We start from the raw sequence: 13,055 nt of genomic DNA on the forward strand, positions 1-13,055 counted from the left end.
ATTTCAATGAACTTTTACCGCCTCATCCGGCAGTATCGTAAGACTGATGTCTTAATGTACCAAGAATGAAATTTGATATATTTCATTTGCGGGTTGCAAATATAAATCAAAATTTTATTCTTTCAAAAACTGATTAGGAAAATTTACTCTTTTTTCGGAAGGTAATTGCGAGCCCGTTCAGAACATAAGTGCTTTAATCGAATCAGTGTGCCCGCGTTTGGGATTGCAAAGGTGCAAATCTTTTTTTCAAATGCAAAAGCAAAAAGACAAATAAATTGTCTTTATATCCAACTTCTCTGAATATCAGGGAGAAAAAATATTCTTGAGCCATAACTTATCAATACCTGAAGGTTGGTAACCGCCTTCTTTGGACTCTTTGCCAAAGCTGATTGACAAATGAATAGCGTATTGATACTTCATGTGCGCCACCTGAATTCCTCCAGCCCAACTGCGAAAGGGTAAAATCATAACTGTATCCAAGGTCAACACCGTTTTGGAGGGAGAAACCAATCAATGCGATTAGAGCTTCGTTATTGGGCAATCCAATCCTGGTGGGAAAGCCACGGTACCATACACCCAGAATGATTGGGTCAAAGAAAAGCTCCATTCCAAAATCCAATTGGTCATATAAACCTTGTCTTTTGTAATTAAATGCCAAAGATAATGTCCGCTCCTGTTGGGTATTGTTGAAGTAATCATTGATGGCACCAGGTGTTAAATCAAACTTAATTCCTCCATGGGCAGAGTACCTGATCGGCAAAATGTCTTTATCTAAATCCAAGTAAGAAATATTTGGCCGGGTGAGGTGATGACCCGATACTCCCAACCAAAACCTTTCATTATAGTAAAAAAGACCTGTATGCAAATCCGCAAAACTTCTTTGTCTTGCGTCCGGAATCGCCACTCCTGCACCAGGTAAGACTACTCCCTTGCTGATGTCTAGTTGTGTGCTTAAGACCACTTCATCAAAACTTGCTGAGCGGGTAGCGTAACTTCCCTGAATTCCCATGTGCAAAAAACTAGATGACCCAAGCCTCAACCTGTAAGAATAAAGCAATCCCAATTCTGTGTTTTGGAGATTGGCAAGGCTTTCCCTGGTGCCATTTACAATAATCCCTATGCCACTGTTTTTACTTTCTATAAAATGGTCTGCATAGGCAGAAAACGCCACAAAAGTCTGGTCCAAAGCCGGCCATTGGTTTCTAAAGTTGAAACCTACACGAGTTATTTCGGAACTGCCGGCAAAGGCAGGATTGAGAAATAATGGTGAAGCATAAAACTGGGAAAACTGGGTATCCTGCGCCTTGGCATTGCCAAAAGCCATTATGACTATCAAAAAGATCAAGTACTTTCCCATTTTACCTAATCAATAAAAATCTACCGCTCTGCTCCACTGATTCCCCGTCAATGGTTACCATTTTGACCCTGTATACATAATTTCCCCCCGGCATCAATTCCCCATTGACTTTACCATCCCAACCTTCTGTTTTCAAATCATTAGTTCTAAACAGCATATTGCCCCAAAGGTTAAAAACCAAAATTTCCATTTGCGCAATTCCCCTAACTTTGGGCCTAAAAAATCGGTTCTCCTCTAAGGTGGGCGTAAATCCGGTAGGAAACATTACTCTGTAACTTTTGGTGATTGAAAGCTCCTTGGCAAACTCGGCAACACAGCCCAATTCATCAGTAATGGTCAACACTATCTGAAAAACTCCTTTTTTCCCATGTATATGTATTGGATTCTGATCTGTTGAACCTGTTCCATCTCCAAAATCCCATGACCAAGTCACCACATCATCCGGCGAAAGATCAGTAAACTGAATGGTATCATCAGGAAAAATCCCTCCATCTTCATCTCCTTTGATACCAGTTCCCTGAACTTCGAAGTCAAAATTTGCCTGAAGGGATTGAGTTACTATGATTATTTCAAATGCTTTTGGCTCTGACCAACAATCCAAATCCTTGTGCTTAATTCTTAGGAGAAAATTTCCGGATGAAGATATATTACTCATACCCTCATTTTCTATCAATTCCCCACCGGGGGTTTCTAATTGGTAATCATAACTCACCTCATCATAACCCGGAATGAATTCACGGACATCAAGGGACATACCGGGTTCACATCCAACCACAGTATCGCTAATCACCAAACTTGGTAAAGGAGGATTTATCAAGGTAAAGACTGAAGATTCGGTCGGACAGCTCTTTGAATTGTAAGCAATAACTTTATACACACCCGGTAAGATGGCTTGAATCTCTGAAACATCAGAATCAGGAATCAATATGTCATCCCTGAACCATTCATGTTTTACATATACTTCATCACCAACTGCCCTTAATATTATAGGATCCCCTTCACACCGCCTTAATTCATCTATGGTGCTGTCAAGGCCTTGGGCTAAGATGCTGACTGGTTCAGGAGATTCTTTGATTAAAAGCTTGATGTAATTCCCTGAGGATGTTTTCCCATAATTATCAGTAATCGTATAATATACCTGAACAGTCTGGTCTGTGAATCCAGTATTTGGAAAGAAAGTAAACTCCCCGCCAGTGTCAGAGGCACGGAAAGTTCCTTGGGGAAGTACCAAAACCCGATTTTCGGGTCTGCACCTAGCCTGAGAACAAATGTCTCCCTCCTCTGCCTGAATATCCTCAAGCGAACCATAAAACTGCAAACACCTTATGCTTGAATTTTCATTTGGAAGTGTAGCCTCGGCGGGAGTTATTTCATAAGTGTTTTCTTGGCCTTCGCAAGAGGCTTTGTCATCAATGTCTACTCCCTCAGGATTCGAAAGACCATCCTCATTGGAAACCTCCACAATAAGATTTCTGATTTCATGGATATTGTTCAATCCACCTGTAGAAGCAGTAAATCCTATCTTTAGATTTTTAGGAGCGGGGAAGTTGTAAGGTCTATCGAAAATAGTGACCATCCTTGGATTATTTGCCTCAGTGGAAACCAGCATCTTTACTGTCAAAAAATATCCCTCTCCAAATGGATCGGGCTGCAAATCCAAAAAGACTTTCCGGTATCCCGGAAGGTTGGGGTCAGTCACCCTGTTGGTTCCTGGGCCTCCTGAACTGATGGGAAACTGGTCAGAAGCTCTAAGTCCATCATTACCGGGCTCCATGGTTTTACGCCCTACAATAAAATTATATCCAGAAAGACCATTTCCAGGACCTCTGATTACTATAGAGTTTGGCACCAAGGATTCACCAATCCCGGCAAAACCACCAATTTTTCCTTCTTGGGTAGTTCCAAAGTTTCCGTATTCATCAAATCCGATTCCCAGATATGCCCTTGATAAACCGACTTGGTTACCGCGCTGTGCATAACCGAGGGATCCACCAAATCCTCCTGTATTGAATACAGGGGTGTCGGCATCAAATAAAAATGCCACTATTCCATCTGCACCATTGCCACCATAGCTGAAATATTCGAATTCTGCTTTGATTCCGTAGGTCGAGGAAAAAGGAATATCTATATATATGTATCCATTTTGCTCATTGACAGCATCTGTTAGTCTGAGCGCACCATTCACAATCCTTGCATTTCCTCCAAAGACCGTGGCAGATTGCGTTGAATTATCCGTAAACTTCTCACAATAGGGAAAACCAACCTGTGCTTTGCCTTCTATTAAAAAGGAAAACAAAAAAATAATTGATAAAAAAAAATAGATTGGCTGTGGTATTAATGGGTCAGGATTTTTCAATTTCATGAGAAATCTATATTGAGTTTCATTTTTGGTCATGTAAAGTACAGAAACTCTTAAAAAATAAAAAGGCTTCCTTTTCAGAAGCCTTATTTTATATGTTATCTGAGAATTGTCTGCTTTCGATCTGGGCCCACTGAGACCATTTTGATCGGAACCCCAAGTTCCTTTTCGAGAAAGTCTACATAGTCTCTCAATTCCTTAGGGAATTTTTCATATTCATTGACCTCTGCCAGAGAAGTAAACCATCCCGGAACAGTTTTATAAACCGGCTTTACCTCATCATCATTCAATTCATAAGTAAGTCTATCAACCTTGGATCCATCAGGCAATTCATAATGGGTACAGATTTTTATTTCCTCAAAGATATTGAGCACGTCCGCCTTCATCATAAATAGTTGGGTTACCCCATTGATCATGATGGAATATTTCAATGCAGGCAAATCTATCCAACCACATCTTCTTGGACGGCCTGTGGTTGAACCAAATTCATTTCCTTCTTTACGCATGGCCTCGCCGGTGGCATCATGGAGTTCGGTAGGAAAAGGTCCGCTGCCCACTCTAGTACAATAGGCTTTGAATATCCCGAAGACATCACCGATTTTGGAAGGAGATACACCAAGTCCCGTGCAGGCCCCTGCGACCATGGTACTGCTTGAGGTGACGAAAGGATAACTTCCAAAGTCTATGTCCAACAAAGACCCCTGTGCACCTTCGGCCAAAACTTTCTTGCCTGAAGCAAGGTAATCGTTGACTTCATATTCACTGTCAACGAGGTTGAGCGTTCTGAAAAAAGCAACGGCATCAAAAAAGGTCTTTTCAAGTTCTGCCAATTGGCTGATATCAAAATCATAGAAGGAGAGGATTGTCTTATGCTTTTCAACAAGTGTGTTGTATTTCTCCTCAAAATCAGGAGCCAAAATATCTCCAACCCTTAATGCAACTCTTCCGATTTTATCCTGATAGGTGGGTCCAATACCTTTAAGGGTAGATCCGATTTTTTTGTCTCCTTTGGATTTCTCATAAGCGGCATCTAACAGCTTATGCGTTGGAATGATGATAGTTGCTTTTTTAGAAATGAAAAGGTTTTTCTTAAAAGCAATATTGAATTTGTGAAGTCCTTCGATTTCCTTTCTCAAGACTACAGGGTCCAATACCACTCCATTTCCGATAATATTGAGGATATTCTCCCTAAAAATACCTGAAGGAATCTGATGAAGGACATGCTTGATGCCATCAAATTCCAAAGTATGTCCGGCATTGGGACCGCCTTGAAATCTGGCGACCACGTCATATTGCGGAGCCAATACATCCACTACCTTACCTTTTCCCTCATCTCCCCATTGCAGGCCTAAAAGAACATCCATTTTCATTTTAATATTTTGTATCTAGTATTTTTAAATCAATTCGGCCGTGAAGTTTGTCATATCCCTAAAAATTACCAAATAACTCAATCCTTTTTCTCTAGATATTACAAAATTCAAGTTTAGGATATCGCTTGCTTGGCCTCAGCAATGCTAGGGTAGACGGTAAAGATATTGTTCAACTTGGTGATGATGAGCAGTTTTTGAACGTGTTCAGAAGGTGCCGTAAGAAACACCTCTCCACCTGAATTCCTCATTTTGGTCAGCATGGTGATCAGTAATCCAATGCCGCTCGAACTGATATACCTTACTTCGCTAAGGTCTACCACAAAAAATCTGATTTTATCGTTGACTGCATCGGACACCATTTCCACAAGCTTTGGCCCAACTTCGTCTCCGATAAGGTCACCTGTTACAAACAGAAGATGGGCATTCTTTTCTTTTTCAATCCTATAATTAAGCTTCATATCATTGCTTTATTTTCGCAGTTTTCTTTAAGGCAAGTTCCATATAGAATCAATGAATGGTGAAGAACTTTGAAATTCAAAATCTCGCTCACTGTATTCTGTATGTTTTGTATCCTAGGATCGCAAAACTCAAGTACTTTGTTGCATTCGATGCAAATCAAATGGTCGTGCTGCTTGTATCCGTATGATTTTTCGAATTGGGCAATGTTTTTTCCAAACTGATGTTTGGTCACCAAGTCGCACTCTTCCAATAAGTCCAAAGTATTGTAAACAGTCGCTCTGCTCACCCTGTAATTTTTGTTTTTCATGCTGATGTAGAGTGACTCTACATCAAAGTGCCCTCCGCGTCCATAGATTTCTTCCAAAATAGCATAACGCTCGGGGGTTTTTCTAAGCTTTTTATTTTCCAGGTAGGCTGTAAATATTTTCTTTACCTCATCGAAAAGGGTCTGATTTAAGGCCATGAATTTTAGGTTTTTGCAAATATAACTTATCTTATTTAGAAAAGATTCGAATAAGCAAGATAGAAATCCTTTTAATCAAACCTCATCTCCTTGAAAATTCCTTTTATTGGGAAAAATTCTAGTGCTTGATGGCGTTTTGAAAGTTTGTTCATCAAGATTTTATCAAAGAGATCAAAAGGGGTGAAGGATTGCCAAAAAAAAGCATGAATGTTCTTAAGAAAAGGGAATTTTACAGGTTGGGATCAAGTGGTGAATTATTCTGAATACCATATTTAGATAATCCGTCTTCATTACCACCAGCAAGCAGAAAAGATGAAATTGCTAATTTTGTCTGTTATCCTTTTCCACTCCTACTCTTCTCCTTTCACCAATACTTTGGCAGTATCCCATTTCTGAGTTAGCCTGGATACAACGATGATGGTTAACAAACTACTGAGCATTGCCAAAGTACGGAACGGAAACAAGACCTTTCCATCCTCAATCATCAGATAGTCAATTAAGATCGGCAAACCCAATGAAGCTTCGCCCCCTCCAAATCTCAAAATCACGCCAACTGCAAAACCTGCAATTGAGCCGATTTTATTGGCTTTTTTGTCAAAAAGCGCTGTCACTAACTGCGGAAAGAGCAGGCAATACACAAAATCGCTGCACAATACCCAAAGGGAATAAACACTTGTCACGTTTAGTGCAATCAAAGTCGCCGCAATGCCAATAACCCAAATCGAAGTTTTGATGACTTTATTTAGATTTTCGGTCGTGATATTTGGTTTCACCAAAGGCCGATACACGTTCCAACTTGCTAGGGAAGAGGCTGATAAAATGGATGAATCAATCGAGGACATCACCGCAGCAGCAATTGCTCCAAGTCCGATCGTTGCCACCACAGTAGGTGTAAGGTAGCGAATGACGTAGGGCAAAATCATGGAATTGTTTTCTAAATTGGCTTTTGCCCCAAAATCCGTCCAATCGGTCACATTGCTTCCTATTATGCCAATCATTACAGCCGGGACTGCAGCTATCAGACAGACTACACCTGCGAAAATTGAAAGGCGAACGGCTATTTGTTCGTCTTTTGATGCCAATACCCGTTGAAAATAAACCTGCCAAGGAATACCTCCAAAGATGAGCAAAAGCGCATAATCCCACCAATACCAATAATAACTCCCCAAGGCTTCTCTGCTGGGGAATAAGGTAGCCGCTCCACCTTTCATGGTTTTATAATTTGTCCAAGCCACATCCCATCCCCCGACCTCAGAAAGTGCAAAAGGAACAACTATCGCCAAGCCAATCAACAAAATTGACATCTGAATAATATCCGTCAATGCAACTGCCAAAAGTCCTCCAATAGCCGTGTAGGCAATGGTTACAACTGCTGATATGATGATAGACGTTTGGGTATCAATACCTAAAACGGTAGAAAATGTCGTGCCGAGTGCCACCAAAATGGCTGCGGTCCAAAATATTTCACCGGCCAATGCAGGCAAAAAAAGCACTGCTCCCATTTGTTTGCCAAATCGCTGGGCCAAAGGATCTAGCATGGTTTTGAAACGGTGACGCCGCATTTTCCTTGCAAAAATCAACCCTCCCAACATCAAACTCAAAGCATATCCCCAAGGTGCCTGCACCCATACCAAACCATCTCCGTAGGCATATTCCGCAGAACCATTGATATAGCCTCCTCCAACCCAAGTTGCACTCATTGTGAAAATCGCAATCCCTAAAGGCAAACCACGCCCCGCCAACATCATGTCTGCTTTTGATTCCTTTTTTTGGGCAACATGGGTCCCATAGTAAAAAATCAAAGCATAAAAAACCATCATGGATACATAGCCATACCAAAAAACCTCAGCTTTGGTAAACCAATACAAATACATTCCGAATATGATTAAAACGCCTATCAAAAAAAGTGTAGGGTAGAATTTTTTCATGGTTTTTATAGGCTGATTAAATATTATAATACTTGATCTAGATACAGAGTTAGTAGCTCCCAACATTAAATTGACGCCCTAGGTCAAACACTAAATTGGGGAATAAATTTTATTGGTGAATTAAGGAATGCCAATATAATCACTTAAAGATTTCAACTTACTTTTTCACTGACACTTCTTTCAATCAGATGAAATTGAGTCGTATTTAATCCAACAAACAAATCAATAAGTCAACACTTCATCTTTAAACCTCAAATTTCAAACCTCATCATTTTAAATAAAAAGAATAAATTTGTCCCAGAAGCCTAGTTGCTTAATTATGGCCATCCTTTTGACAAATTTGTTGTGAAAAAATTCAGCCCTTTTCAGTACGTCCTTGCATGGTCTGTACATGCCTTTACAGCATCGGGAATGGTTTTTGGGTTTTTGGCAATTTTGGCCATCCAAAGTCAAGATTTTGCTCAGGTATTCGTCTGGCTTACGGTCGCTTTTTTGGTAGACGCCATTGACGGTACGCTAGCCCGTGCGGCTAAAGTTTCCGAGGTATTGCCCAATTTCAAAGGCGACTCAATTGACCATGTCATTGATTTTGCAAACTATGCCATCATTCCAGCATATTTTATTCATGAGGCAGGTTTATTACCTGAAGAATTCAAACTGCTGGGAGTATCTGCGATCCTTTTGGTATCCTGTTTTTATTATGGAAAAACGACCTATGTTACCGAAGATCTTTATTTTGAAGGATTTCCTATTTTGTGGAATTTTGTAGCGTTTTACCTCTATTTTGTGTTTGACTTTTCGCCTATGGCAAACTTGGTTCTGCTATTAATCCTTTGCATCCTCCCCATTTTACCATGGAAATACCCCTACCCAAGCCAAACGAAAGAATATAGACTCCTCACTTTTACAGCACTCTTTTTCATTGCAATAGGAATCATTGGAACGGTAGTTATTTTCCCAGAAAAAAATAATTGGATTCAACTGTGTTCCTATGTAGGGATAGTCTATATATTTGGAATGGCAATTTTTAAAACATTCTTTTCCAAAATAAAGAGCTGAATACCTGAGTCCAAAAAAGTCATTAACGAATCATTGGTTATTTGGGCAAATGAAAACCTGGCATTTCAAGGCATCTAATCAATTGTACTCTAACAAAATTCAAATTCTGACGGCCCATTTTTCAATCAAACCTTGTCACTTTAAGGATTCCTTCGACTTTGGATAGGTTGGACATGAGTTTTTCGAGGTGTTGTGTGCTATGGACATAAAGCTTGATCGATCCTTCAAATATCCCGCTGTCAGAATCTACGGTAATGGATCTCATGTTGACTTTCAGTTCATTGGAGATTACCCTTGTGACATCATTGATCAGCCCTACCCTGTCGGTTCCGACGATCTTTAGTCCCGCCAAAAATGCGATCTGCTGTTGGCTGGTCCAACGGGCCTTGATCACCCTATTTCCGTGGTTGGAAAGCAGTTCTAAGGCATTGGGACAGGAAGTTCTGTGGATTTTGATTCCTTCATTGATCGTCACAAAACCGAAAACATCATCTCCGGGGATGGGATTACAACATTTGGCAAGGATATAATCTACCAAATCCATGTCTTCCCCGATCAATAGTTGGTCATGATCAGGTCCTTTGAGATTTTTGATCTCTTTGGTGAAAGTGGATTCGTCTTTTACTTTTTCAAATGAAGCTTTGCCTTTTTGTTTTTTCTGTTCTTTAAATTCCTTAAAGCTTTTGATTGAAGTGGCATCAATGATGCCCTTACCTACTTTGTAATAAAATTCATTTGGGGTTTTAGTCTCAAAATAAGCCCTCAGCTGCTCTACCACTTCCGAATTGAAATCCATTTTCATCTGGCGCAATTTCCTTTGGACGATTTCTTTCCCATCCATGATGGTGGATTTTTTTTCTTCACGGAGAGCATCTTTGATTTTGGCTTTGGCCCGTGATGTTACTACCGAGTTGAGCCAATCTTCGGTAGGTTTCTGTTTGTTTGAAGTGAGGATTTCTACCTGATCACCGTTTTTGAGCTTGTGGTTGATGGAAACCAATTTTTGATTGACTTTGGCTCCTATACATTTTGCCCCGACTTCAGAGTGAATCTCAAAAGCAAAATCCAAGGCTGTGGCGCCGTTGGGAAGTACTTTCAATTCCCCTTTAGGAGTAAATACAAAAACCTCATCATGGAAAAGGTTGCCACGAAAATCATCCATAAACTCTATTGCCGAACCGTCATTTGATTCCAACAAAGTCCTGACTTGGGTAATCCACTCGTCCAATCCTGTACCTTTATTTTGGGAAGTATCCTTCTCTTTATATTTCCAATGGGCGGCATATCCCCTTTCGGCGATGTCATCCATTCTTACCGTTCTGATCTGAACTTCCACCCATTGGCCGGTCTGACTCATGACCGTGGTATGTAGCGACTCATAACCGTTGGCCCTCGGGGTGCTGATCCAGTCTCTTAGCCTGTCGGGATTGGGTCTGTAAAAATCTGTCACCACGGAATACACCTGCCAACAGTCTGCTTTTTCATTTTCAAGCTCGCTATCAATGATGATCCTGACAGCAAAAAGGTCATATACCTCTTCAAAAGGTATATTCTGTGATTTCATTTTGTTATAAATCGAAAAAACAGACTTAGGCCTTCCCTTAATGGTAAAATTGAAGCTTTGCGAAAGCAACTCTTCTTCTATCGGTCCGATAAAATTCTTGATGAATTTGTTTCTAGAGAGTCTTGTTTCATTGATCTTGTTGACAATGAATAAATAAGTTTCCGAATCTGTAAACTTCAGGTAAAGGTCTTCCAATTCTGATTTGATCGCGTACAAACCCAATCTATGGGCTAGCGGCGCATACAAGTACATGGTTTCGGAGGCAATTTTCAGCTGCTTGTGTCTTGGCATGCTGTCAAGAGTCCGCATGTTGTTGAGCCTGTCAGCCAATTTGATCAGAATCACCCGCACATCGTCGGAAAGGGTAAGCAGCATTTTCCTAAAATTCTCCGCTTGTTGGGAAGAACCGTATTCGAATACACCGGATATTTTGGTCAATCCATCAATAATCTGGGCAACTTTGGCACCAAATTCCCTTTCGATGTCTTCCAATTCCCAATCGGTATCCTCGACGACATCATGCAACAGGGCCGCGACTATACTCGTGGTTCCCAACCCGATTTCTTCCACACATATCAGCGCAACTTCCAAAGGATGGTAGATATAGGGCTCTCCGGATTTGCGGCGCATTTCCTTATGGGCATCATTAGAGACGTTAAAAGCTTTTTTGATGATCTTGGCATCACCGGTTTTCAACACCGGTTTGGCCATTTTCAAAAGCTTTTTATATCTTTTTAGGATCTCCTTTCTTTCCTCTGCCAGGTCTATTTCTATCATATTATCGAAGCTAAAGCAATTCTTTTATCAAAACAACCCGTTTTGCAGGGTATTTAACAAATTTTGAAATGAATTTTATTCCAATTTTTGCAAGTTTAATTTTACTTATTACCTTTGCAACCACAAATCGCGGATGTGGCGAAATTGGTAGACGCACTAGACTTAGGATCTAGCGCCGCGAGGCATGGGGGTTCGAGTCCCTCTATCCGCACGCTTCTTAACCCTCAATCAACTTTCCGGCTTCGAACCTGAACAAGGCCTTCGAAATAAGAAATGGGATTGGGGGTTTTTAAATTCAAATCACACCAAAATACAGCAAATTGGAAATCTCATTAGACAAGCACGCAGCAAATCAGGCTTCAGTTAAAATTAAACTAAATGAAGCAGATTATCAACCAAAGGTGGATGCGAAAATCAAGGATTATGCAAAAAAAGCCACAATGAAAGGCTTTAGACCTGGCAAAGCACCTATCACCATGGTAAAAAAGATGTATGGAACTTCGGTTCTTGTGGATGAAATCAATTCAATCCTCACATCTTCCCTTAATGAATACCTGAAAGCACAGACTTTTAAGATTTTGGGAGATCCACTTCCGGTGATTGAAGAAGCGGCGAATATTGATTGGGATTCCCAAAAAGAATTTGAGTTTAAGTATCGGATAGGTTTTGTAGAAGATATTGCTGTGGACATTGAAGGTGTCGACGCGGTGTCCTACAAAATGGATATGGATAACAAAGAAGTAGAAGATGCAATCCAAAATCTTCGCAGCCAATACGGAAAGATGACCAATCCAGAGATCAGCCAGGAAAATGATTTCCTTTACGGTGACTTGAAATCTGAAAATGGATCTTTTGAGAAAACCTTTTCAATGCCGCTTTCTGCAGTTGATGCCGGTTCATTGAAGCAATTTGTAGGCTTGAAAAAGGGTGACGTGGTAACATTTGATTTGGCCAAAACCATCAAAGAAAACCTAGCAGCAACGATTGGTATCACTGAGGAAGAAGCTGCTGACCTCAAAGGAAATTTTACTTTCACTGTTCAGAACATCAACAGGACTGAACCTGCAGACCTCAACCAGGAGTTTTTCGATAAGCTTTTTGGCGAAGGTCAGGTGGATTCAGAGGAAGCGATGAGAAATAAAGTGAAAGAAATACTTTCAGAAAATTACAACAAAGAACTACGTGTTTTTGGAGAAGAAAAAATCAAAGATAAACTTGTAGCCAAAGCCAATATCGATTTGCCGGAAGATTTCCTGAAAGAGTGGTTGTTCAGAGCAAATGAAGGTAAAGTGACCACCGAGCAGGTAGAGAAAGAATATCCTATTTATGCCAAGCAACTTACCTGGACTTTGATCTCTAACAAAATTGCGAAAGACAATAACATACAGGCAGAACATGCAGATGTTATCGAAAAAACCAAAGAAATGATCCGTGAGCAATTTGCTTCTTCAGGACTCGGCTCGCAGATGGAAGCAAGCATGGATATGTTTGTAGATAATTACCTTAAGGGCAATGAAGGACAAAATTATATGCAGATGTTGACTTCAGTACAGAATGAGAAAGTTCTTGATTTTGTAAGAGAAAAAGGAAATCTGAAAGAAGAAACCATCAAAATAGATAAATTCAAAGAGCTGTTGGAAAACTAATTTTTGGATAAAATCGTTATCAAAAAGTCCTTCTTTAAGGGCTTTTTTTATTTTTGTACAAGACTAAAACAGA

The 13,055-nt window shown here is 40.3% G+C and carries 9 protein-coding genes and 1 tRNA gene; 3 read left to right on the forward strand and 7 right to left on the reverse strand.

Annotated features, from left to right (window positions below):
* Window positions 1–337 precede the first annotated feature (337 nt).
* From NU887_RS13765 to NU887_RS13790, 6 genes are all read right to left on the reverse strand, one after another.
* On the reverse strand, window positions 338–1,357 hold the full coding sequence (locus NU887_RS13765) for a PorP/SprF family type IX secretion system membrane protein (RefSeq protein ID WP_258423962.1): 1,020 nt from the start codon (window positions 1,355–1,357) through the stop codon (window positions 338–340).
* Window position 1,358: 1 nt separating this feature from the next.
* Window positions 1,359–3,653: a PKD domain-containing protein gene (locus tag NU887_RS13770; RefSeq protein WP_258423963.1), complete on the reverse strand. Its 2,295-nt coding sequence runs from the start codon at window positions 3,651–3,653 to the stop codon at window positions 1,359–1,361.
* A 161-nt stretch (window positions 3,654–3,814) separates the two neighbouring features.
* The gene (locus tag NU887_RS13775; RefSeq protein WP_258423964.1) at window positions 3,815–5,086 is read right to left on the reverse strand and encodes an adenylosuccinate synthase; all 1,272 of its coding nucleotides are present in this window, start codon (window positions 5,084–5,086) and stop codon (window positions 3,815–3,817) included.
* Between the two features lie 113 nt (window positions 5,087–5,199).
* Window positions 5,200–5,544 (reverse strand): STAS domain-containing protein, encoded by a 345-nt coding sequence (locus tag NU887_RS13780; RefSeq protein WP_258423965.1) that lies wholly within the window; start codon window positions 5,542–5,544, stop codon window positions 5,200–5,202.
* Window positions 5,541–6,008: a Fur family transcriptional regulator gene (locus NU887_RS13785; protein WP_258423966.1), complete on the reverse strand. Its 468-nt coding sequence runs from the start codon at window positions 6,006–6,008 to the stop codon at window positions 5,541–5,543. The genes NU887_RS13780 and NU887_RS13785 overlap by 4 nt, the downstream gene beginning before the upstream one ends.
* Window positions 6,009–6,358: 350 nt before the next feature.
* Entirely contained in the window at window positions 6,359–7,936 is a 1,578-nt protein-coding gene (locus NU887_RS13790) for a high affinity choline transporter 1 (protein WP_258423967.1), read from the reverse strand.
* A gap of 345 nt (window positions 7,937–8,281) precedes the next feature.
* On the opposite strand from NU887_RS13790, the gene NU887_RS13795 reads away from it, so the two are divergent.
* The gene (locus NU887_RS13795; RefSeq protein ID WP_258423968.1) at window positions 8,282–8,995 is read left to right on the forward strand and encodes a CDP-alcohol phosphatidyltransferase family protein; all 714 of its coding nucleotides are present in this window, start codon (window positions 8,282–8,284) and stop codon (window positions 8,993–8,995) included.
* A gap of 121 nt (window positions 8,996–9,116) precedes the next feature.
* On the opposite strand, the gene NU887_RS13800 is transcribed toward NU887_RS13795, so the two are convergent.
* Window positions 9,117–11,336: a RelA/SpoT family protein gene (locus tag NU887_RS13800; protein WP_258423969.1), complete on the reverse strand. Its 2,220-nt coding sequence runs from the start codon at window positions 11,334–11,336 to the stop codon at window positions 9,117–9,119.
* A gap of 129 nt (window positions 11,337–11,465) precedes the next feature.
* On the opposite strand from NU887_RS13800, the gene NU887_RS13805 reads away from it, so the two are divergent.
* Window positions 11,466–11,547: transfer RNA gene (locus NU887_RS13805), tRNA-Leu, on the forward strand.
* A 109-nt stretch (window positions 11,548–11,656) separates the two neighbouring features.
* Window positions 11,657–12,982, forward strand: coding sequence for a trigger factor (gene tig / locus NU887_RS13810; protein WP_258423970.1), 1,326 nt, complete (start codon window positions 11,657–11,659; stop codon window positions 12,980–12,982).
* Window positions 12,983–13,055 lie beyond the last annotated feature (73 nt).

Origin of the sequence: Aquiflexum gelatinilyticum, assembly GCF_024741135.1 — a bacterium.
GTDB lineage: Bacteria > Bacteroidota > Bacteroidia > Cytophagales > Cyclobacteriaceae > Cognataquiflexum > Cognataquiflexum gelatinilyticum.

Excerpts from the sequence above, each read along its gene's own strand:
- NU887_RS13765 (WP_258423962.1), bottom strand. The coding sequence starts at position 1,357 with ATGGGAAAGTACTTGATCTTTTTGATAGTCATAATGGCTTTTGGCAAT.
- NU887_RS13775 (WP_258423964.1), bottom strand. The coding sequence starts at position 5,086 with ATGAAAATGGATGTTCTTTTAGGCCTGCAATGGGGAGATGAGGGAAAA.
- NU887_RS13780 (WP_258423965.1), bottom strand. The coding sequence starts at position 5,544 with ATGAAGCTTAATTATAGGATTGAAAAAGAAAAGAATGCCCATCTTCTG.
- NU887_RS13785 (WP_258423966.1), bottom strand. The coding sequence starts at position 6,008 with ATGGCCTTAAATCAGACCCTTTTCGATGAGGTAAAGAAAATATTTACA.
- NU887_RS13790 (WP_258423967.1), bottom strand. The coding sequence starts at position 7,936 with ATGAAAAAATTCTACCCTACACTTTTTTTGATAGGCGTTTTAATCATA.
- NU887_RS13800 (WP_258423969.1), bottom strand. The coding sequence starts at position 11,336 with ATGATAGAAATAGACCTGGCAGAGGAAAGAAAGGAGATCCTAAAAAGA.